At 43.6% G+C, this 22,609-nt stretch carries 14 protein-coding genes and 2 pseudogenes; 7 read left to right on the top strand and 9 right to left on the bottom strand.

Going from position 1 to position 22,609, the window contains the following annotated elements:
- The first annotated feature begins 264 nt into the window (after positions 1-264).
- Positions 265-2,151, top strand: a complete 1,887-nt coding sequence (locus VIB_RS13775; RefSeq protein WP_004396817.1) for a methyl-accepting chemotaxis protein — start codon at positions 265-267, stop codon at positions 2,149-2,151.
- Between the two features lie 108 nt (positions 2,152-2,259).
- Here the strand turns inward: VIB_RS13775 and VIB_RS13770 are convergent, their stop codons facing one another.
- Positions 2,260-3,624, bottom strand: coding sequence for a Na+/H+ antiporter NhaC family protein (locus tag VIB_RS13770; protein WP_004396816.1), 1,365 nt, complete (start codon positions 3,622-3,624; stop codon positions 2,260-2,262).
- Positions 3,625-3,876: 252 nt separating this feature from the next.
- Between VIB_RS13770 and VIB_RS13765 the strand changes: the two genes are divergently transcribed.
- The 3 genes from VIB_RS13765 (at position 3,877) to VIB_RS13755 (ending at position 6,373) form a co-directional block, all read left to right on the top strand.
- Positions 3,877-4,611 carry an IclR family transcriptional regulator gene (locus VIB_RS13765; RefSeq protein ID WP_004396815.1) on the top strand — a complete coding sequence of 245 codons (735 nt, stop codon included), beginning with the start codon at positions 3,877-3,879 and terminating at the stop codon, positions 4,609-4,611.
- 6 nt (positions 4,612-4,617) lie between these two features.
- Complete coding sequence (locus VIB_RS13760; RefSeq protein ID WP_004396814.1) at positions 4,618-5,448, top strand: arginase family protein; 831 nt, start codon at positions 4,618-4,620, stop codon at positions 5,446-5,448.
- A 172-nt stretch (positions 5,449-5,620) separates the two neighbouring features.
- The gene (locus VIB_RS13755; protein WP_004396813.1) at positions 5,621-6,373 is read left to right on the top strand and encodes a phosphatase PAP2 family protein; all 753 of its coding nucleotides are present in this window, start codon (positions 5,621-5,623) and stop codon (positions 6,371-6,373) included.
- Positions 6,374-6,413: 40 nt separating this feature from the next.
- Here VIB_RS13755 and VIB_RS13750 read toward each other — a convergent pair whose 3' ends face one another.
- The 3 genes from VIB_RS13750 to glgX form a co-directional block, all read right to left on the bottom strand.
- Complete coding sequence (locus VIB_RS13750; protein WP_004396812.1) at positions 6,414-7,118, bottom strand: DUF445 domain-containing protein; 705 nt, start codon at positions 7,116-7,118, stop codon at positions 6,414-6,416.
- A gap of 158 nt (positions 7,119-7,276) precedes the next feature.
- Complete coding sequence (locus tag VIB_RS13745; RefSeq protein WP_040905174.1) at positions 7,277-9,121, bottom strand: ABC transporter ATP-binding protein; 1,845 nt, start codon at positions 9,119-9,121, stop codon at positions 7,277-7,279.
- 167 nt (positions 9,122-9,288) lie between these two features.
- On the bottom strand, positions 9,289-11,262 hold the full coding sequence (glgX, locus tag VIB_RS13740) for a glycogen debranching protein GlgX (RefSeq protein WP_004396810.1): 1,974 nt from the start codon (positions 11,260-11,262) through the stop codon (positions 9,289-9,291).
- Positions 11,263-11,708: 446 nt separating this feature from the next.
- On the opposite strand from glgX, the gene lamB reads away from it, so the two are divergent.
- The 3 genes from lamB to VIB_RS13725 all read left to right on the top strand — a co-directional run bounded on the left by lamB (position 11,709) and on the right by VIB_RS13725 (position 15,262).
- Positions 11,709-12,899, top strand: coding sequence for a maltoporin LamB (gene lamB / locus VIB_RS13735; protein WP_004396809.1), 1,191 nt, complete (start codon positions 11,709-11,711; stop codon positions 12,897-12,899).
- Positions 12,900-13,008: 109 nt separating this feature from the next.
- Positions 13,009-13,836 carry a MalM family protein gene (locus VIB_RS13730; protein WP_004396808.1) on the top strand — a complete coding sequence of 276 codons (828 nt, stop codon included), beginning with the start codon at positions 13,009-13,011 and terminating at the stop codon, positions 13,834-13,836.
- 271 nt (positions 13,837-14,107) lie between these two features.
- Entirely contained in the window at positions 14,108-15,262 is a 1,155-nt protein-coding gene (locus VIB_RS13725; protein WP_004396807.1) for a tetratricopeptide repeat protein, read from the top strand.
- A 132-nt stretch (positions 15,263-15,394) separates the two neighbouring features.
- Here the strand turns inward: VIB_RS13725 and sstT are convergent.
- From sstT to VIB_RS13700, 5 genes and pseudogenes are all read right to left on the bottom strand, one after another.
- Positions 15,395-16,611, bottom strand: a pseudogene (sstT, locus tag VIB_RS13720) (serine/threonine transporter SstT).
- 373 nt (positions 16,612-16,984) lie between these two features.
- Positions 16,985-17,908: a polyprenyl-phosphate transporter gene (locus VIB_RS13715; protein WP_040905172.1), complete on the bottom strand. Its 924-nt coding sequence runs from the start codon at positions 17,906-17,908 to the stop codon at positions 16,985-16,987.
- A 390-nt stretch (positions 17,909-18,298) separates the two neighbouring features.
- Positions 18,299-18,952 carry a flagellar brake protein gene (locus VIB_RS13710; protein WP_244262445.1) on the bottom strand — a complete coding sequence of 218 codons (654 nt, stop codon included), beginning with the start codon at positions 18,950-18,952 and terminating at the stop codon, positions 18,299-18,301.
- A gap of 283 nt (positions 18,953-19,235) precedes the next feature.
- On the bottom strand, positions 19,236-20,816 hold the full coding sequence (locus VIB_RS13705) for a GGDEF domain-containing protein (protein ID WP_004396804.1): 1,581 nt from the start codon (positions 20,814-20,816) through the stop codon (positions 19,236-19,238).
- Positions 20,797-22,293: pseudogene (locus tag VIB_RS13700) on the bottom strand (hypothetical protein). The gene VIB_RS13705 and the pseudogene VIB_RS13700 overlap by 20 nt, the downstream one beginning before the upstream one ends.
- Between the last annotated feature and the right edge of the window lie 316 nt (positions 22,294-22,609).

Here is a 22,609-nt window from a genome sequence, read left to right as displayed (position 1 = left end):
CAGGCTTTGCCTTAGGGTAGGGCCTGTTTCTTTTTTTGCGTTATCTCCTGACAGATGATGCTCAGTTTCTTTACCTCACTCACACAATCGACCCCAATCGCTAACCTTTCTCAATCATGAACTATAATTTTTTGATGCGAATAAACCATTTCGTAGAGAGTCTCTCATTTATTTCTAGCCTAAAAATTATAATGCAGGATGCCGAAAACAAATAAATAAGCGCTTCTCACACGAAGCACGACAAGGTCATAACGGGGATAGCGTATGTTTAAAAACCTTTCACTAAAGAATAAGTTGGCTATCTCAGCCAGTATTGCCATCATCGTCGGTGGCGTATTGGTTGAAGCCGTATCGTTTAATGCCGCACTCGGGCGATTGGATATCGAAATCGAGCAACGTTTGCAAAGTGCGACCTCTTCTTATAATCAATACGTTTCTGATTGGCTGGTCTCGAAAGAGCGAGCGCTGACTTCTTTATCGCAAGAGGTGAAACCAGAGGCGATTGTTACCCACCTTAAACAGGTTAAGCACTCCGCCGATTTTGATAATGTATTTTTGGCTTATCCGGATGGCTCACAACAGAATGCCAATGGTGTGGTATTACCACCAGGCAATAACGATCCTCGTCAATGGGGATGGTACATTAACGCCAAAGCTAACCCCAATGCCGTGTTCATGGATAATCCTACCGTCGCCGCTGCGACCGGAGCCAATGTGGTTTCTCTTGGTAAAGCGATCAATTTACATGGGCAAACATTAGTGCTTGGCGCCGATGTGGAGATCACCGATATTCTCAATAGCATGAAGCAAACCATTTTGCCCGGCTCTGGTTATATGTTTATTGCTAATCAACAAGGCAATATTTTTACTCATGCAAACACTCAGTTATTAAATAAGAATGTCAGTGAGTTGGGACTGAATTTTCGCGATATTCAAACGGCACAGCGCTCTGGTCAATACAGTAAAGTGATGATCAATGGTCAAGAGAATGTACTATTTGCACGTGCGATTGAAGGCACAGCGTTAAGTACGGTGATTGTTATCAATTATTCATCGTTGATTGCTCCTCTCTTTGATGCGCTCTGGGGACAGTTGTTGGTTACCTTTTTAGTTGTCGTGGTCTGTACGGTCTTATTTAATGTGTTGTGTAATATTTTGTTCCGTCCTTTAAATAACGTTTCTCATGCCTTAGAGCAAATCGCCAATGGGAGCGGTGATTTAACCCAACGTATTCAGGTTGAAAACAATGATGAAGTAGGAAAATTAGCAGAGAGCTTCAATACTTTTGTAGCAAGCTTACAACAACTGATTGGTCATATTCGTCAGCAATCCGAGCAATTAACCGCGCAGTCCGAGCATGGTGCGCAGCGAGCTAATCAATCGGCTTCTGAATTGAGCCTTCAGCAGCAAGAAGTCACCATGGTCGCAACAGCGGTGACCGAAATGGCATCGGCGACACAAGAAATTGCCTCTCACGCTGAGCAAACCGCTCAAGCGGCACAGAATTCAGCCACCAGCACCAATAATGGCCGTACTTTAGTGCTTAATACCAAGTCGTCGATTCATCATCTTGCTAAAGAGGTGACGCAAGCCAGCTCGGTTATTTCAGCCCTTAATCAACACGCACAAGAAATCTCCACCGTGTTAGCGACCATTCAAGGCATTGCTGAACAAACGAACCTATTGGCGTTAAATGCCGCGATTGAAGCGGCGCGAGCAGGCGATCAAGGGCGAGGTTTTGCGGTGGTTGCTGATGAAGTTCGAGTATTATCACAGCGCACTCATACCTCAACCGAAGAGATAAAATCGACCATTGATACGCTCCAAGAAACGACTAAACGAGCCGTTGCATTGATGGAAAGTAGCTCAAGTTTGGCGAATAACTCTGTTGATGATGCCGATAAAGCGACACATGCATTAGAAGAAATCAATGCTGCGGTTGCTTTGATCAGTGACATGGCGACTCAGATTGCGACAGCGGCGGAGGAGCAAACGCACGTTACGGGTGAAATTACCCAAAATGTGACGGCGATTAAAGACGTGACTGAGCAGTTAGTAGAAGGGGCTGAAGATAGCTTAAGTCAATCGAATCAATTGAAGCAGCAAGCCGCCGAGCTGAGCGCGAAAGTGGCGACGTTTAAAGTGAGTTAATCGGCGCTTACCGCCTTCGCTTTGCAAGGCATACATTGACCTAATCGGTCATTAAAACGGCCCCTCAGTGTAGACTCAGGGGCCGTTTTATCGTTCGTGTGCTTTTATTTATTGATGAGTTACCGTTTGTGAGTAACGACGGGATGGACGGGTAAAGAAAATCGCCACAATCGCCGCAAAAGCTAATGAAAAGCAGTAATAAGAGTGAGCTACAATCTCCAAGGGAGAGAGTTGGAAAATCGATCCAAGTAAGAGTACTTGTGCCCCATATGGCAGGATACCTTGCATCACACAAGAAAAAATATCCAACAAACTTGCCGAACGACGTGGTGTCACTGCATGCTCTTCGGCTAGCTGACGAGCAATACCACCAGAGACGATGATAGCAACCGTATTGTTAGCTGTACAGGTATTGACCATTGCGACTAAACCAGCAATACCTAACTCACTAGCGCGACTTTGCGCTGCTGGAGTTTGTTTTTTGGCTAAGCGCTGGATCCAACGGCTCACCAGTTGAGTTAAAAAAGCGAGTCCTCCTTGGCGACGCATCAGTTCACTTAAGCCACCAATCAACATCGACAATAAGAAAATCTCCTGCATATTGCCAAAGCCACGGTAAATATCTTGTCCAAAATTGGCTAAGCTATAGTGATCACTGTGCCAAAGCCCGACACTACCAGCCAATACAATGCCTACGGTTAAGACAACAAAGACATTGATCCCCGAGATAGCCAGCACCAAAATCGTCATGTATGGCAATACTTTCAACCACTCAATAGCAGAAGTATCAGGGGTTTGTGTTGCGGTACTGCTAAACGCGAATAAAATTAATGAGAAAAAAGCGGCGGGGAGAGCAATGCGAATATTTTCACGAAATTTATCGCGCATTTCACAGCCTTGTGAACGCGTGGCGGCGATGGTGGTATCTGAGATGATGGATAAGTTGTCGCCAAACATTGCACCGCTCAATACGACTCCAGCGGTTAATGGGAGGCTCATACCGGATGACTGAGCAATGCCTAATGCCACTGGCGCAACGGCGGCAATGGTACCCATTGATGTGCCCATCGCCGTGGCGATAAAGGCCGAAATAAGAAAAATCCCCGGTAAAATCATTTCACTTGGGATGGCTGACAGCCCCAAATTTACCGTTGCATCAACCCCACCAGATGCTTTTGCTACCGCGGCAAAGGCCCCTGCCAATAAGTAAATCATACACATCGCAATAATATCTTGGTGCCCAACGCCACGCAAAAACTGCTCGATAGCGCTATTCAGAGATTCTTTACTCAGCAAGAGCGCGATGATCACGGCAGGTAAAATCGCGATAGGGGCGGGGAGTTGATAAAACGCAAACTCAACTCCTTGAAACGTGAGATAAGCGCCGACACCAATAAAGAGTGCAAGAAACACGAGTAGAGGGAGTAAGGCGATCGCCGATGGTGTAATGGGAGTAGATGAGTTTGAAGACATGGAACAACAACTTTAATGATCAACAACAAGGAGACGCAGCCTAATCGTTCCAGTAGGGTTTGTCAAATTTAGCCATCTAAACATCTAGATTCTTATATGTCTTTCATTGCACTATTGAATGGATAAGATAATGCGATTTTTTCATCTAATTTTCCCATATTTTGAGAAAGCAATGCTTTCAATCGTTTAGAATTCTCGATATATAAGAATGTAAGTTTGAGCGATAAAGCAATAAAGGCTAAAAAGAACAACATGAATGAAGCAAAAACAACAACCAGTCAGGTTAATGAGAAATCGCTGCAGTTATTGATGCAAGTTGCCGTCAATCATGAACCGGTTTCGGCTAAAACGTTAAGTGATCAGCTGCAAGTACCACTAAGTAGCTTATATCGGCATCTGAAACTGCTTAAAGAGTGGAACTTAATAGAAGAAAGCCCACACGACAAAACGTTAATTATTGGCCCTGCTGCCCTGCTGCTTATGCACAGTTATGAGACCAGTCAACATAATTTAGATGCAGTGGAAGCGGTGCTAAGTCGTTTACAGAAACAGACTGGTGAAATGGCGGCCTACATGGTTCCGGTGGGATATCGAGCTTTGTGTGTCAGCCAAAAAGAGAGCATGCAGGCACTTCGATGCAGCTTCGTCCAGGGTCAAAGTCAACCCCTGCTTCGAGGTGCCTCATCTAAAGTGATGTTGGCGTTTATGCCATCTCAGCGCTGTGAAAAAATACTGCGCTATTTTGGTGAAGATCATCAAATGGAAAAATGGCAAATCGAATTAGAGAAAATTCGTCGCCATGGTTATGCCGTGAGCACCTCTGAAATTGATCCTGGGGTTTCTGGGATCAGCGCTCCGGTAATGAAAGGGAGTAAATTGATCGGGGCGATTTCTGTTATGGCACCGGCTCATCGTGTCGAGACCCATCGGCAACGGATCATTTTACATGTATTACAGGCCGCGCGAGCGTTGCCACCAGAGAGGTAATTCATCATGCTCAGTCTATTCAAACGCTACCGTCTCAGTCGTCCTGAGCCTCAGTCGATGTCTGCTTTTACGTTTTGTACTGTGTGCGAACAGATAAAGCCAATGTCTCAAGTAGAATTTGAATTGGCTCAGCAAAGTTTAGAATTTGCCGCCGATTGGCTTTATCAACAAGGTATCCATGCCCACTATGCTGATGCTGGTCATTTAGTCTTACATGATCCTGCCGATACTCGTTTTCGTGACTTGCTCAGTCATCATTTTACCTTGCATTCTATTCCGGTGATATTGGGCAATTGCCATGAATTGTTGCTCAATGCCTTACCGTTGTTAGCGCTCGATAATGACGAACTCGGGATTATTCATATTGGCCATGAATTTGAATTAAAACAGACTTTAGATCGTCAAGTTGGGTCTGCTTATCATTTTGCATTATCTCGTTATGCTCAGACGCGGTTACTCTATTTAGGGATTGATGCCCAGCGAGTAAATAGCCAAACTTTAGATTATGCAGAAGATTTAGGTTGCGATTGGTTAACCGATCAAGAATGTCATTTTCGGCAACGAAACCAAGTCAAAAGCCAATTGAATCATTATATTGAGCACTGTGACCAATTGGTGATTTCTATTGATCTTGCTTCATTGATCCCATTGAATCGATTAGATGAGCATCATGTTATTGATTGCCAAATGGTGCTGCGTATGCTTCGTCAGCTTGTTCTCTCTGGTAAAGTAAAAATGATTCAGTTAATCGGAGCCAAAGATAAGTTGATCTACTCTAAGGAGACGAAAGCGATTATTGATGAGTTGAATCGTTTGTCTGTTGATATGGCTGGTTGAGCGTTTAAAGTGATGACGGTTTGTCTAAGAACAAGTACCGTGATTAGGCGTTGATTATTGTGTAACCGTCGAAGATCGCGTTTTTAAAAAATTGACAAAGAAATGAATAGAGTTTGATAGAAGTGGATAAAAACTCGTTTACACTCCCTAGCTTCAAAGTGGAGGTGTAAACGTGTTGAAGCAACCAATTACTCAATCTAAATTTGGATTGATGCTATTTATAGCGCTCATGCTGCTATTAATCCCCATCAGTCTTGTCGGGACACAAGTCAACTTATTCGCTTTAGACGATGATCGTCTGACCCAATGGCTGGTCTTACTCACTCACTCTGCCGGTAAAGAAGGGTTTTTGCTGACTTTAGTGGTACTGATGGGTTGGACTTGGTATCGCGTGCCTGAGTGTCGACGCCAATGGCTAGATAAAGCGATGCAACTCGGGGTACTGTTAGTTCTGGCGATGATCCTAAAAACAGGCATCAAACACGTGACTCAAAGCCCTCGTCCTTACACTGAAGTGATGACTCAATCACTCACTCTGCCTTCTCCGCAACACTTTTATCGCTTAGATGCCCAGCAACAAGCGTTAGCCATGGAGCAAATGAACGGTAAAGTCTCTTCGGCACGTTTAGCGGTGTGGGAACAAGAGCGAGATTACTCTTTCCCTTCAGGCCATACCGTGTTTGCTGCACTCTGTTTGCTGTTTTTTGGTGGTATTTGGTTAGAGCAAAAACATCGATTAAGCGCTTTGCTATTATTAGCTTGGAGTGGCTCTATCGCTTTTTCTCGCTTATGGGTTGGTATGCATCGGCCTGAGGATTTATTTGCAGCGGTTTTGTTAATCGGTGCCTTGTATCTCTTCGTTCCGAAACGGTATCCTTGGGCTTGGCGCTATTTACCGTCTTTTTTACGTTATCAAAAACAATAAAAAATGGGCATTACGCCCATTTTTTTCGAGTATTAATGGCCTATAGTGCACCGGCCACGACACCAATTAAACCGCCAAATACTCCGCCCCATACAACGAGCCAGCCTAAATGTTGTTTAATCATTTTCTGGACGATTTCTTTAACCATTTGTGGTGTTAACTCGTGCAAACGTTGATTGATGATCTGCTCAATATTGGTTTTGATTTCATCCAGCATCGCCGGAGACTCAAGCTGGGTTTTTAAGGCGTTTTTCACGGAATCGCTCTGACTGATGTCGATCATGGACGCTTGCATCTTTTCAACAAAAGGAGCTCTAAGCGGTTGCAGTGCGTCTGCACCGCCAAACATAGCCAGCATTCCACCAAAGGAAGATTGCTGAATCACCTCAACCAAGGAATCAAACGCTGGATTAAAGTCAACCTGAGCAATTACCGGTTCAAGATTGATGGATTGCGAACTGCTCATTTCTTGATTGAGAAAACGCTCAATATTCGCATCAGTAAAAAACTGCTCCATCATCAGGGTCTTAATCGCGTGTTTAAAATCATCGAATCGCGCAGGGATAACCCCTGAACCATAAAGAAAAGGCACTTTTTCAAATAACATATGAATGGCTAGCCAGTTGGTCACCGCACCAGAAAAAGCGAATAATCCTGCACTAAATATCATAGGATAAGAGAAGTAATAACCACCGATTAATACCAGTAAGGCAATGAGGTTGGTCATAATGCTTTTGTTGTTCATGATAAAGTTACACCAAAATGAAATGTCCCAAAGGGACGAAAGAGATAGAAAAAATTAGCTAATATTGTTGAGTCGACGTCGTATAAACGTTGGTTGCATGGGAGGCAGCCAGCATTCATAACGATGATGATAGGAAGTACTCACTTTATACCTATCGATTACGCCAAATCGTCTTCTTCACCACCAATAAAACCGCCAGTCTGATGTGCCCAGAGTTGTGCATAGATGCCATTTTGTTGAATCAACTCTTGATGAGTGCCCTGTTCAACAATGTGTCCTTTATCGAGTACAATCAAGCGATCCATAGCGGCAATAGTCGATAGCCGATGGGCAATCGCAATCACGGTTTTATTTTGCATCAGCTCATTGAGGCTTTCTTGAATGGCGGCTTCGACTTCTGAATCGAGCGCTGAGGTGGCCTCATCCAACACCAGCAGTGGCGCATCTTTCAGTAGCACTCGCGATATGGCAATCCGCTGACGCTGTCCACCTGAGAGCTTAACGCCACGTTCGCCAACCTGTGCATCATAACCGACGTTACCAAATGGGTCGGTTAAAGTTTCAATAAACTCATGAGAATGCGCCTGACGTGTGGCTCTTAACATCGCTTCTTCCGAAGCATTGGGGTTGCTGTATAAGATATTTTCACGAATCGAACGATGGAGCAAAGAAGTATCTTGCGTCACCATACCAATGGCAGCGCGCAATGAGTCTTGAGTCACTTCTGCAATATTTTGACCGTCGATTTTGATAGCGCCACCTTCTACGTCGTGAAAGCGTAGCAGGAGATTAACCAAGGTCGATTTCCCAGCTCCGGAGCGACCGACGAGGCCAACTTTTTCTCCAGGTTTAATGGTCAGGTTGAGGTGATTGATCACCCCTTTATTTTCACCATAATGAAAACTGACGTTTTCGAACTCGATTTTCCCTTCACGTACTTGCAAGGTTTGGGCATTAGGGCTGTCTTCAATCGCAATCGGTTTAGAAAGCATTTTCATACCATCGACCACCGTGCCCATGTTTTCAAACAGAGCACCAACTTCCCACATGATCCATTTTGACATGCCGTTGATACGCAGCGCTAAACTGATGGCAATCGCAATCGCTCCAACAGTGATCGCACTGCCCATCCATAAATAGATCGACATAGCAGCAATCGTAAATACCAAGACATAATTGGCGATTTCGACGCAAATATTAAAACCGGTCACTAAGCGCATTTGGCGGTGCACCGTATCGAGAAACCCTTCCATACCTTGCTCGGCATAATCGGTTTCACGTCGGCTATGAGAAAACAGTTTTACGGTCATGATATTGGTATAACTGTCAACAATTCGCCCGGTCATTAGCGACCGAGCATCGGCTTGCTCGGTAGAGATTTTTTTTAATTTCGGCACGTAGTGCACTTGAATCGCGATATAAGCGGTAAGCCAGAGCAACATCGGCAGCATAAGTCGCCAATCGGCTTGAGCTAAAATAAACAGCATGGCTGAGAAATAAACAATCACGTAGACAAAGACATCCAATGTCTTCATGACCGTTTCACGTACCGCTAAAGCGCTTTGCATCACTTTCGTGGCAATGCGACCGGAAAATTCATCTTGATAGAAAGAGAGGCTTTGTTTGAGTAAGTAACGATGTGCGAGCCAGCGAATCGACATCGGATAGTTACCCAGCATGGTCTGATGAATTAATAATGAATACACCGAAACGAGCAGCGGCATTCCCACTAAAAGGAGCAGCCCTAGACCTATCAGTGTATTGCGATTCTCACTGAGAAATGTCTCTGGTTGGCTGGTGGATAGCCAGTCGACCAAGTGCCCCATAAAACCAAATAAAGATACTTCAATGACGGCGATTAAAGTACTTAATAGCGCCATAGTGATTAACGGTTTTTCAAAACCTTTGGTGTAGTGTAAGCAAAAAGCCCACAAGGTATTGGGTGGGCGCTGTGGCTCTTGTTTGGGGAAAGCATCGGTCAAACTTTCAAATCGTTTATACATGCAAAAACCTTAATCTACGCTCTATAGTTTGGGAGAAATAGCGTTTCTAATAAATAGGGGACATCAATGAGGAAGCGCTGTTATAACAGAAGTGGTGTGGGAGATCAAAATCGCTATTATCGACAGCAAGTAGGTGGTCGAGCCGATGAACACCTACTTGCTAGAGGCTATTTGTGCGATTTTTTCCGCGGATGGCTGTGCAAAATCGCCATCGACATGGGAAGGAGGACAACCTCATCTTTTACCGAGTCTTGATGTACGGTGCGCATATTCGTATCACAGATCACACACCATTCTTGATCCGTTTCTCCTGGCAGTGTGAAGCGTGTATTAGCGTTGGTTTGATTAATCAAATAAGCGAGCTCTTGGCCATGATCACCAATGCCAATATGCAGTATTACCGAGTTACGTTGATTCCAGTCATCTTGCTCCATTAATGTACCGTCATTACGTCGCCAAAAAACGCGGTTTGAATTGCGAGTTTCACCACTGAAGGCGCGAATAAACGGCACCATATAACGCTGACGAGCAGCAACCATTTCACCGAGCCATTGTCTGAAATATTCTTTACGTTCCGTCAATTGCCAGTTTAACCAACTGATGTCGTTATCTTGGCAATAAGCATTGTTATTACCTTGCTGAGTATGTGAGACGACATCCGCAGTAAGAATATGGGGGATCCCAAACGCAAACAATAAACTGGCCATAAAATTACGTTTTTGTCGCTCACGAATGGTACGAATGACCATATTGTCGGTATCACCTTCGAAACCATAGTTATCCGAGCGATTATCACCATGACCATCACGATTTTGTTCGCCATTGGCTTCATTGTGTTTATGTTTGTAAGAAACCAAATCTTGCAAAGTAAAGCCGTCATGATAGGTGATGTAGTTGACGGTTAATTTATAGGGCCACTGTGATGCGCTGTATAAATCGCGTGAACCCATGATTCGTGTGGCAAACTCTTTTAAAAAGCCTTGATCGCCACGCCAAAAACTTCGCGCAATATCTCGTAATTTATCGTTAGTTTCATTCCAGCCAAAAGGAAAATTACCGACTTGATAACCATTTGGACCAATATCCCATGGCTCGGCAATCAACTTCACTTGTTGTAATACAGGGTCTTGAGCTACGGCTTTAAAGAACGCGGCTTCACGACTAAAATTATCGCCATCACGCCCCAAAGTGGCGGCTAAATCGAAACGAAAACCATCAATCTGATACTCATTGACCCAATAGCGCAAAGTATCCATGACAAGATTTAAGGTGGGCTGATAAGTGAGGTTAAGTGTATTGCCGCATCCGGTAAAATTAGCGTACATTGAGCCGTGCTTGAGGTAGTAATTAGGATCTAGCCCTTTCAGATTAAAAACGGCACCCCCTTCACCGCCCTCAGCCGTATGGTTATAAACGACATCCAAAATCACTTCGATGCCTTGTTTATGCAGTTCGCGGATCACGGTTTTCAATTCCTGTACCGCATCACTTTTGGCGTAACGTGGGTCCGGCACCATAAATAAATAGGGGTTATAGCCCCAGTAATTGACTTTACCCATTTCGAGTAGGTGAGGCTCATGCATACAGGCGGCGATGGGTAGCAGTTGCAATGTATTGATATTTTGTTGCTGATAAAAGCTCAGCATTGGTTCACTAATTAACCCTAAATAAGTACCGCGTTGTGATTTAGGGACATTAGGATTGAGTTTAGTCAGCCCCTTGACATGGGTTTCAAAAATAACCATCTCATCACGTGGCCGTTTAGGGCGTTGCACGCCTTGCCAGTCAAATTGATCATCGACCACGACACATTTGGGCAAATCAAAACTACCATTTGGTGTTAACGGCGGCTGATAGGTCAGTGGGCCATCTAAGGCCTGAGCGTAAGGGTCAGACAGATAAAATAGCTCGCCTTCGACTTGAGTAATAAAACCGTAACGTTGTCCCGCCTTAACGCCTTCCACGTAGGTGTGCTGGATACCGGCATATTCGTGATCCAAAGGATGGGTTTGGTAGCTGCCATCGACATGAAAAAGTGCTAACACAATATCTTTGTTAGCGGGGGCGAAGACAGCAAAATTGCATCCATCGTTATCGAGTGTCGCACCGAGTGGGTACGGCTGAGAGAGCATGGCTTTCATGGTAAGTTACCGTTGTTATTCTATTTTCAGTCACTGACTTATTAAGTAAAAGGCTTTGTCAGCATAAGGTCAAGCGCCTAGTCACAAATATTATTATGTAATTTTATTTCACTCTTGCGGTTAACTTATTGTGAAATAGTGATCGCTCATACATTTTGTATGAATTAATGGTGTTGGTTGGTACCTATCTCCCCCCTAATTCCGTGATCAACCTATTAAAAACACCATTCGGTAAAATCTCTCATCCTTTCTCATCCCCCCTAAATATAGTTAGGGTGGAGGACGTCACCCTTGTGTACTTTTAGTAACCTGCTCAGCAGCTGAAACAACGGGGGATTCATCCCGTCTCACCTCTACTTTTCGTTATTCATTTCTGCCTTTATGAGTCGCGTCATGGTTGAGGATAAAAATAGAGTGATAAAAGAAAACCCTAAATGGAGTTAACAATGAAAAAAGTAAGTGTAATTGCTGCCGCAGTGGCTGCTTCTTTAGCAGCAGGTTCTGCTTTTGCTGTCGATTTTAATGGTTACATGCGTGCTGGTACAGCCATCAGCAATCATGGTACTGGTGATCAAGCGTTTGAAAAAAGTGGCGTAGGTCGTCTAGGTAATGAAGATGACAACTACTACGAGTTTGGTTTTGCTAAAGAGTTAAAAACTGGTGAGCAAACTTGGAAAGTTGAATCAATGATTGCCAGCTCGGACGAAGGTAAGAGTGGTTGGGAAAGCAAAGAAATTAACGTTGCTCAGTTTAACGTGCAAGCAAAAGGTTTGTTTGCCTCAGATCCTGACGCGGTTCTTTGGGCAGGTAAACGCTACTATCAACGTAAAGATATCCACATTACGGATTTCTACTTCCTAAACACGTCAGGTACTGGTGGTGGTATTGAAAATGTTTCGATTGGCGATCAAAAGCTCTCTGTTGCATTGATTCAAGATGGTGCTCATGAAAACTCAACCGGCTATATTTTTGATGCTCGTCTAGCGAATATTGGTGTATGGGATAATGCTTCTTTAGAACTTGCTGTTGCTTATAACTTTGCTACTGATAAAGATAATGTCAGTGAGCAAGCAGATGATGGTGTACTACTCAGTGCGATTTTACATCAAGGCTTAAGCAATGGATTTAACCAAACTATTCTACAATACGGCACTAATGGTTATGGAAAACAAGTGGCAGATTTTGGCTCAGGTGCGTGGTATGACCGTGGTACGTCAGCGAATAATGACGCAAGCGCGTTTCGTTTGATTAACTGGGGTGTAATGAGCCTTGGCGAACAGTGGGAAATGGGCCACCAATTGGCTTATATGAACGGCTCAGATATCAGCGCTGCGAAGTTAAGTACAGACCAATACTCGGCAGTAGTACGTCCGATGTATAAGTGGAATGATACGATGCGTACCGTCTTTGAAGCCGGTTATCACGGCGGTAAGAAAGCTGCAGGTACAGAAACCGAAGACTTTGGTCATGCTAAGTTGACTGTTGCTCAAGCTTGGGCAATGGGTGATAGTTTCTGGTCTCGTCCGGAGTTACGCGTTTATGGTAGCTACCTACACGATACGAAAAATGATGATCGTTTCGGTACAGGTAATGATTCAGAGTTTGTTGTTGGTGTGCAAGTAGAAGCTTGGTGGTAAACTGCTAACAGTTTCACATTATTAAGTCCATAGATAAATAGCTGACTTAGGTCAGCTATTTTTTTAAAGGTTTATGCGAATCTTTAAAAAAATAAAATAGGGGATCCTTATGTATTTTCGAGCATTATTATTAGGAGGCTGCATTGCTTTAGCAGGGTGTCAGTCTAACCCGCTTATCGAACAGACTTCTGCAGATTCAGCAAGACAACAATTTGAAATGGTTGCTCAATTACAAGCTACCAAAGTGAGGTTGCCTAGCACAACAAAGGTCTCTATCACGCCTAGTACACAATATTTAAAGAATGATCTTATTTCTAGCCCTGTCGCGATGTTTGAAATCCCAGCAGATCGAGGCCAACTTTCTTTAACTATAACGAGTGAAATTAAAGATTCTGTTTTTTACCCACACGTTATGGTTACAGATAAGCAAGGTCAAGTGATTGAGTCATTTGATAGCGCGAGTTTTGAGTATCGTAAACCTCGGCTTAATAAAGGAAATCGTTTAGTTTCAGAACTGGATTTTTTTCCACCTCAAGGATATAGCACACTCTATTTAATCGTTTATACAAAATCATCTGATCTTCAAGCAAGTACATATGTTGCACATCCTGGCCGCATTGACGCAGAGGCTCGCGGTAACTATATGCCTGAACTTAAAGATATTCCAATACCTCATCATTTAACGGGGACCATTGAGCTTGATGTTGCCGGTCCAAGTTGGTTGTCATTCAATCGTTCTCCATCTAAAACGTCAGTATCAACCGAAGCAGCAACAGTTCAGCCAGATACTAAAAATTATTATCACACTGCTATCCAACAAGCGGTTGCTGCAAATGATATTCCTAAAGCACTTGGTCTGCTGGATGAAGCTAAAGCCTTAGGGATTGAGAGTGCACAAGCGGTATTTGTGAAAGCCGTTAATAGCAGAACTCACTAATGAGCGCTTTAGAACATTTGGGGTAGCGCTAGGGTTGATTTTTAAGCCATGAACATGCCGCATTTTCTAATGCGGCATGTTCTTATTTAATCATCGAATGTGTTACTCTGCCTTGACTTAATGGTTAAAACCAACGCATAGCTTTCTTCGTTTACTGAACGTTGTCGTCAGGAAGAATCATCAGTTTGATGATCATTAAGGTACTTTTATACACCAGCATCACTATTTTTCACGCTATGATTAGTCACAAACGGATTAAGAACTTTATTACATGAACACCATTGGAATTGCTATTGGCGCTACCGGTCTCTCACTCATCCTGATTTTTATCTGGATGATTTCGTTATCGATTCGTAAAAAACGCCTAGAAGCAGAGAAGAAAGCGCGTGAAGAAGCGTATCGTAAAACGTTAGAGCGAATGCGTGAGCAGGAGAAAAAGGATCGGCTTTTTAAAGCAGAGTCTGGTCATGTACCGACGATGCTGTTCCTTGCTAAAGAAGCGGAACGAAATAACCTTAAAGAAGCGTTATTTTGGTATGAACGTGCAGCGAATTTCGACAATATTAACGGTATGTACGGCGTAGTACGTGTCTGTGGGAAAATGCGTGAAGATGTTCTGATTAAAGAGAAAACTAAGTTTTGGCAGCAATTTATTCGAGCGGTTGAAGGTGATTTGGCAGCAAAACTCGCCACTGGAGAGGCGTTGATTTATGGCCGAGGGACGGAAATTAACGTCGTTAAAGGCGTTGAGCTCATTCAAGAAGCGGCAGAAAGCCAACACATTGACGCCATGCTGTTTATGGGAGAATGGTGTGTTTCAAAAGACAATCTATCACCATCACCACAAGATTCGTTTTATTGGTATTCAAGAGCGGCAGAGCTCAATAGCTTAGAAGCAATGATCAAGCTGGGTCTCAATTATCTTGAAGGTATTGGTGTGGTGCGTGATCATGCTAAAGGTTGTTATTGGTTAGAGCGGGCGGCAGAGAAAGGTCATCCAGAAGCGATGTATCTCGCGGGTAAGGCGTGGATAGAGCACGGAGAGAATGGTAATGAAGTCGCTTATATATGGCTATTTTTGTCGGCGGCTTTCGGTCATAAGCCAGCGATTTCTTTGCGGGATCAGGTGGGTACTAAGATTGGTGTCGACTCGGTTGTTGAGTTGCAATTTCTGGCGAAGCCACTACAAAGAAAAATAGCCACTTATACCGTCAACAATCATGGCATTATTCGTGCACTCAATAAGTTTTATAAGCGTTCGGTTCCCATTCCGAAGAAAGGGGAAGACGTTGGCCCAGAGGAGCGAGTGGAAGTTCCTCAAGATGAGGATAGCCCTCAAGTGAATGAGCTAACCGCCGATGTTGAAACCGATCCAGCACGATTGGACTTCTCACACAGTCCGATTGATAAACCTAAAACTCCTTAATCTTATCAAGCAATACAAAGTGGTCGTTGGCTGACTGAGCCATGCTATTGATTACCTCAGTTGAATAACTTGCCAACAAAAACGCCCCTTAATAAAGGGGCGTTTTGTATTGTGCACAGACGCTTTATCAGATTAAGCTTGGTTCTGTTTCGCCTGACAAACGGCAGCAGTAAACACCACATCGGTTGAGCTGTTGAGTGCTGTTTCAGCAGAATCTTGAATCACTCCGATAATAAAGCCAACCGCGACGACTTGCATTGCCACATCATTCGAAATACCAAATAAACTACATGCAAGTGGTATCAAAAGTAGCGAACCGCCCGCCACTCCAGAAGCACCACAGGCTGAAATTGCCGCGACAACACTCAATAATAATGCGGTGAAAATATCTATTTCAATGCCCATGGTATGAACGGCTGCTAGCGTTAATACGGTAATTGTAATCGCTGCACCGCCCATATTAATCGTCGCGCCAAGGGGAATAGAGACGGAATAAGTATCTTCATCAAGCTTTAATTTCTCACACAGTGCCATATTCACAGGAATATTTGCTGCGCTTGAACGGGTGAAAAAGGCAGTCACTCCACTTTCACGTAAACACTGGAAGACTAATGGGTAAGGGTTGCTTTTGGTTTTTGCATAAACGATAGCTGGGTTGACAATTAACGCAATAAAGAGCATCGCGCCTAGCAAGACAGCCAGCAGTTGAGCATAGCCGATTAGTGCATCAAATCCGGTTGAGGCAAAGGTGGATGCAACAAGGCCAAAAATACCAAATGGAGCTAAGCGGATAATAAAGCGAACAATTTGTGATACTCCGTGGCTAAGATCTTCAAATACGGATTTAGTGGTCGCAGAAGCATGATGATGCAGTGCTAAGCCAAGGCCAACCGCCCACGCAAGAATACCAATGTAGTTGGCGGACATCAGCGCGTTGACTGGGTTATCGACTAACTTGTATAAAAGTGTTTGGATGACTTCGCTAATACCCTGAGGTGGTGTCGCTCCTTCTGCTCCGGCAACCAGTGTCAATGTGGTTGGGAACATAAAGCTTAACAAAACCGCCGTTAATGCGGCCGCAAAAGTACCGAAAAGGTAAAGCACCACGATAGGGCGCATATAAGTGTGTTTGTTTTTCTTTTGGTTAGCGATTGAAGCGGCGACCAAGATAAACACTAAAATCGGTGCAACGGCTTTGAGTGCACCGACAAATAGATTACCAATCAGGCTCGCACTTTCTGCTCTTTCTGGTGAAATAATAGCTAGTGCGATGCCTAGACGATCCCAGCTAAAATTTGTAATACCAGATTTCCACGAGCAAAACGGGCAAGGAGAGAGTTGCTTTGCATAATTATCCCTGTGTTCAAATGTAATTATTAGAGTGTTGAGCCTTGAAATCGAACCAATGGGCAGATCTGATCAGTGTTCAACGACCGATTCGATGCGTTGAGCAGCCAATGTGGTTGGTCATCATCCGTTTCAAGGCATTGTTAGCTTCAGCGATCTTGTTTAGTCAAGATCCATCCGTGCTATTTACTTCAGTGATGATTGACTGAAGGTAGCCAATAATAATCCACCCGATATCTGGTGTCTAGGTTTAATTACTCACAATCATGAAAAATATCGATGTAAAATGAAAGTAATTGCATTGCCTTTATGTTGTTAGATTATCTCGGTTCTGTTGTTGAAGTGTGAATTCAATGGTGAGCACATGAACTCGCTTTAATGGCTCTGTTCACGCTGAGCAATTTTTTCTAGTCCAAGGACGATGATCACCGCACTTAGCATGCATAGTATGGCAATGCCTAATTGTGCTGGTTGAGTGGTGAGTTGCTCGTAATCCCAAGGCAATAGGTTGTGCTGTAATACCGGAACTTCTTGGCCACTGGAGTTGGTTCGCCACGTTAACGTTTCTTTCCACGGCCAAATTTTAGGTAGTGTTCCCATCATCAGACCCGTTAAAAAAGTCAGAGTGACATCTCGATAACGTTTGAGTAGCCATGATAAAAGATGGGAAAAGCTGGTAATGCCTAGGATACAGCCAAACATAAATAAGCTCAGCATATCAATTTGTAACGTCTTGACAGCATTGAGGATCGGAGTATACATGCCGAGTAATAGAAGAATAAAGCTGCCTGAAATGCCAGGTAAAATCATTGCACAAATCGCAATGCTGCCTGCTAGCACGATATTGAATGTTGTCACATCGAGTTGAATAGGATTAATCATGGTGATGGTATAAGCGAAGACACCACCGACGATAAAAGCGAGAAAACGTGAAGCCTGCCGTTTTTCTACTTGCTGCAGCATATGCCACACCGAGACCATGATTAATCCGAAGAAAAATGACCACGTGGGAATAGGTTGGTTAACTAATAGCCAAGAGATGAATTTCGCTAAGGTGAGTATGCTGGTAAAAATGCCACTGAATAAAACCAATAAAAATCCGCCATTGATATGGCGAAAAGTGGAGAGCAACCCATGTTGTCGCCAATGTTGGATTAGGTGTGGGTTAATGCGCCGAATACTTTCTAATAAAGTATCATAGATTCCGGTAATAAAAGCGATAGTGCCGCCAGAGACACCTGGAACAACATCTGCTGCTCCCATAGCGATCCCTTTTAAAAATGTGCTGAGATAATTCATTATACTGACCTAAAGGTGGCTATTAAGCGATGGAGAAGTATAGCGAAGTCCACTTCCCCCTCCTACCGTTGTTATTGCTAACCGCGATTCATCACTGAGCTTGAAGGCTTTAATCGCTGCCGTGTTTGAGTGTGATCTAAACCTTGTTTTTCTGAGTTTAATGATGTTTTTTTGCAATTAACCGAATGAAAATATTAGTAAATATAACGCCAGTCACTGATTGCAACTTTAAATATAATTAAACCTAGTGCATAATTTGTTGCGGCCCTTCTTAAGCCGAGGGCCGTTTTAATCAACTGACGTTGTTAGTGAACGACAATTTGTTCACCCAATACAAGCCAGTCGCCGTGTTGCGACTGGCTATTTTTTTGTTGTTAAGAAAATGATGTTTTATTGAGATGATTTCGTCAGCATCAGTTTAGTACCATTGAATTTCAACTGTCCGAGCAGCGTTTTCGCACTTTCTCTTCCTGACTCGTCAAATTTCAAGCCATACCGAACGTGATGAATCGAGCGCTGTAGATTGCAAATTCGTCCAGTTAGAGGCGAAAAAACTTGGCTATGCTGTCGCTCAGTCGAGATATCAATACTGACATGATCGCCAACTTGCCAATGGCGGCTTAATGGTGGTGTGATAAAACGGCAACCATTTTTCGATAGATCTCTCACCTCACATTCAGAACGCTGGTTTTCACAAGTCACACGAGCCGCCAAATTAACCTCATAACGGGGTTCTTGACGCAATTGCGTCACCTGCATGGTATTGGGGATAGAAAGTACCAAAAGAGCCAAAGGATCTTGAATGGTATGCAGCAGTTGGCTACGGAAATGAATTTTTGCCCCTTCACCGCGCGATGAAATAGCGCGAATATGGATCCAAAAACCTTGCTGGAAGTAATAATTCAAGTCATCGGCTGAAATTTTAGGCGTTTCAATCAGTAAATAAGTGTCTGAATGAGTACCAATAAACGCGGTTTTGCAAAGAAATTTTGTTCCTACCGGTGTGGTAATACTTAAGGTTAACTCACTGCCATGCTCTACCATCGCTAAAGCATCAATACTGTTGACCGTGGTGACGGTATCGGCTGTTGATTGTGGTTTAGGGTGAGCCAGTTTTTCATGATTGATTAATGACGTTGTATGCATAAATGCTCCGCGTTCAGACTCTTGGGTGTAATCGTTGCTTTGTCGATTTTTTATGGGGTCTGAATTCGCTTTTTGTTAAATTTATAAAAATAATCAATGGCCGATCTTAGGTGGATTCGAGGCCTTTTCCAAGCAATTTAAGCAAAAATTAAGCGTTTTAGATCAAGTTTGTAGTTGATGACTATTCACTACAAACTTGATTGCGGCCATTGGCTTTCGCTCTGTAAAGCGCTTTATCAGCACGATAGAAGGTTCGCTGAGTATTTTCACCATCACGATGGAGGGTTATACCAATACTGACGGTGAGACCTCGTTCGCCTAATATGGTTTGCCAATCGTAATTGACGATGCGTTCTCGAAAGGTATCGGCATGCATGATGGCTTGATCTAATGAACAGCCTTCAAGGATGACTAAAAATTCTTCTCCACCAAAGCGCACACAGGAGGCGCCACGAAACTTAAAATAATCGGCAAGCGTTTCAGAAACATGAGTAATCGCTTTATCACCGACTAAATGGCTTAATTCATCATTAATCGATTTAAAGTGATCAATATCCACCACTAAAAAAGCAAAGGACGTCTCGTGGAGCAGTAAATCTTTCAGCTTTATTTCTAACCAACGGCGGTTATGTAATTGAGTCAATGGATCGGTGAACACGTCTTGTTGTAATTGAGCAACGGTGTTTTTTTGATGCTCAGTCGTTTCTTTTAGCTCACGATTTTCTTGTTCAGAGAGAATCAGTTTTAATTGTGGCTCAAAACGAGCCAAGCGGCGCAGTTGAGCCGCACCCAGTTCACCAATCGGAATACGTTTTACTAAATCAGACTCTAAGCGAAAGCCTTTTTTCTCATAATATAAAGCGCGTTGATAGTCGCCTTGGCGTTCACACACTTCACTGAATGCCGCATACAGACTCTGCTCTAAAATCGGTACGTTAAGTTTCTTAAGACGTTTTTCCGTGGTAGTGAGTAGCAACGCGGCCATGTGTGCTTTATCTAACTCTAATAAGCAATAAGCTTGTTCAATGCGTATCATGTTAGATAGCCACATCGAATGGACGTTACCACTGACGTATTGGACATGGGATAGTCGAGTGACTGCTTGATCCAGTTGACCGTGTTGACGACATAACTTCGCTTGATACAGCGCAATTTGCCCCATCAAGGTTTTATCACTGACCAAGATACTGAGCTCTTCGCACTCCTTGAGTAAATCATAAGCCGCCGAAAAACGTTGAAGATGCAGATAGCAGGCCAGCATATGTAATTTATAACGTAAGCGTAACGATCGGCTACTGAGAGCGTGGTCAAGCGCATCGATTTTTTGGTAATAACGCAGCGCACGGTTATGATCGCCGTAGGCATCACATAAGTTTCCCATCCCAAGTACTGATTGTGCAAAGTCATCAATATAGCCATGGGTGACGGCAAGGTGGGAGATAGTCACGTATTCGTTGAGTGCCGCATGGTAGTGGCTAAGCTCAATTAAGCGTTCGCTGAGACTCTGTTTAATACTTAAAATTAGCTCAATGTTTTTGCTGGCACTGAGCAGTTCCAGTGCTGCATTTAACTCCTCAGAGCTGGCTGCTAATTGGTTTAGTTCCGCGCGATACTCGGCACTTAACGTAAGACACAAGGCTTTTTCTTCAGGAGAATTGGCGATATGTTGATAAACATGATGCCAAAAGATGATCGCTTCTTCCCCATTCACGGCGGTGACGTCTAACCCTGCATCCTGAATTTTATTGAGCAGTGTTTCCATTGGCCTCTTCCTGTGCTTGAAGTTGTTCTAATTGTTCTAATTGTTCCAAAGTAAACGGAAAACTCAATATATCATGCCAAGTTAATCGTGGTTTTGGTCCGGTTAAGCCTTTGCGTTGCCATGGATAAACATCCAATATTTGCTCAAGGGTATGATAAAACTGCTGGGCTTGAGGGCCGGTTTCCGCCAACAATAACGCTAATCGTGTTGGGCTTAAACGGGATAATAAATCCGGCGCGACACATAATGAATGGATGATTTCCGTACAGGTATCTCAATAGGAGGGATCGTCATGACGAATGATCAACACGCAATGTTTACTTTGCTTTAACTCTGCTTTGTAAAGCATTAGCTGCTCCCACCAGTAGTTTTCGGACACCACATTAGATAAATGTTTTTGTGGATCATATTCATACTGGGAGCGAATACGGTGAGTGAGTTTTCTAGCCCGCTGCTCCAATTGCCGTTTTGAGAGACGCGCCTTATCTAACCCTAAGTGCGCGGTATGTTCACGCTGCATGCTAAGAGAAAGCTGTCGATATTTTTGAAAGGCGGCCAAGGCTTGCGGATAATTGCCACTCTCTTCCGCGACCAACGATTGTTGATAGCAAATTTGCGAGAGCAGCTCTCGATCATCGAATTTCTCTGCAGATTGTTCGGCCAAAGCGAGTAACTGGCCAGCTTTATCGATGTTTTTACGCAATAATTCTAATCGTGCGCGGCTAATATAAGCGTGAGCTTTCATCCATGGCAGGTTATGTCGCTCAGCTAAATCATGCGCGCGTTGTGTGGCTTGTTCGGCATCCGCTAAACGTTCTAACCCCAATAATGCGAGGCTACGAAAATCCCATATTTCTGCTTGCCAAGTTTGATCGGCATGAGTTTGCAAGGCTTCTTCTGCGCCATCGAGCACAGAAAGCATATCTAAGTAATGATTGAGCAGATAAAGGTCCCAAGCCCATAAAATCCGAGCTTTGCCTTCTAACCAAGCGATTCGACAATTATTGGCGACTTTGACGGCTAATTCATGGGTAGAACAAGCCAGTTGATAGTCATGAGTCATGCGCCAAATATTACCCAGTCCGATAAGGCTTTCGATTAGGATTTCGGTATCATCGACAAGGGAAGCTTGCTCAAGCGCATTAATCCAATACTGTTGTGCGGTGTAATATTTTGCTTGTCCCCAGAAGTGCAGAGCATGAACATGAAAAATTTCGGCGAGATAATCATCATTATCTTGGCTGTGTTGGTGGAGATAAGCTTGCTTAATGGTTTTCAAACCAAGGCGATAATCGCCATTGACCCAAGCGCAACGTGAGAGAATGATCTGTGATTGCAAGATACCCTGAGAATAATCCAACTGCTCGGCTCGAGATAAACATTGCTGAGCGATAGGGATGACCTGTTGAGGTTCAGAATCAATTCTCGATTTTAGTTGTTTAATTTCCTGTTCGAGGAGGCGCTGATGCTTATCCAAATGATCATCCTTATCAGTACCATGCTGATTGATTAACCTTAGGCCATCTTTCCTAATCAAGGATGATTGAACCTTTTTGTGCATGGTCTTTAGGCTTAAGCTTATCTCTATCGACAAGTAATGTACTGTGAATTACTCGATGACACCGTATTTATTGATCTTAGTTCACATTTCTTGATTCACCCCAAGGTGCGGTAAGAAAGTCACTTCCCTCTTAGTTTAGTGTGAATACGTGATGGGGTCGATAGACCTTGTGTTCGAGTCTATAACCTTGATTGAGTACTGAATACCGCCCGCAGGGGATGAAGAGTGTTTT

Origin of the sequence: Vibrio metschnikovii CIP 69.14 (assembly GCF_000176155.1) — a bacterium.
Lineage (GTDB): Bacteria > Pseudomonadota > Gammaproteobacteria > Enterobacterales > Vibrionaceae > Vibrio > Vibrio metschnikovii.
Note: the sequence above shows the minus strand (reverse complement) of the source record. Positions and strands in the feature narration are given on the sequence as shown.

Bases quoted from the DNA above. Each gene is read 5' to 3' on its own strand.
- VIB_RS13710 (WP_244262445.1), bottom strand. From the start codon at position 18,952: ATGGTAGAGCATGGCAGTGAGTTAACCTTAAGTATTACCACACCGGTA.
- VIB_RS13760 (WP_004396814.1), top strand. From the start codon at position 4,618: ATGCTCAGTCTATTCAAACGCTACCGTCTCAGTCGTCCTGAGCCTCAG.
- VIB_RS13745 (WP_040905174.1), bottom strand. From the start codon at position 9,121: ATGTATAAACGATTTGAAAGTTTGACCGATGCTTTCCCCAAACAAGAG.
- VIB_RS13765 (WP_004396815.1), top strand. From the start codon at position 3,877: ATGAATGAAGCAAAAACAACAACCAGTCAGGTTAATGAGAAATCGCTG.
- VIB_RS13730 (WP_004396808.1), top strand. From the start codon at position 13,009: ATGTATTTTCGAGCATTATTATTAGGAGGCTGCATTGCTTTAGCAGGG.
- glgX (WP_004396810.1), bottom strand. From the start codon at position 11,262: ATGAAAGCCATGCTCTCTCAGCCGTACCCACTCGGTGCGACACTCGAT.
- VIB_RS13725 (WP_004396807.1), top strand. From the start codon at position 14,108: ATGAACACCATTGGAATTGCTATTGGCGCTACCGGTCTCTCACTCATC.
- lamB (WP_004396809.1), top strand. From the start codon at position 11,709: ATGAAAAAAGTAAGTGTAATTGCTGCCGCAGTGGCTGCTTCTTTAGCA.
- VIB_RS13750 (WP_004396812.1), bottom strand. From the start codon at position 7,118: ATGAACAACAAAAGCATTATGACCAACCTCATTGCCTTACTGGTATTA.
- VIB_RS13770 (WP_004396816.1), bottom strand. From the start codon at position 3,624: ATGTCTTCAAACTCATCTACTCCCATTACACCATCGGCGATCGCCTTA.
- VIB_RS13705 (WP_004396804.1), bottom strand. From the start codon at position 20,816: ATGGAAACACTGCTCAATAAAATTCAGGATGCAGGGTTAGACGTCACC.
- VIB_RS13775 (WP_004396817.1), top strand. From the start codon at position 265: ATGTTTAAAAACCTTTCACTAAAGAATAAGTTGGCTATCTCAGCCAGT.
- VIB_RS13715 (WP_040905172.1), bottom strand. From the start codon at position 17,908: ATGAATTATCTCAGCACATTTTTAAAAGGGATCGCTATGGGAGCAGCA.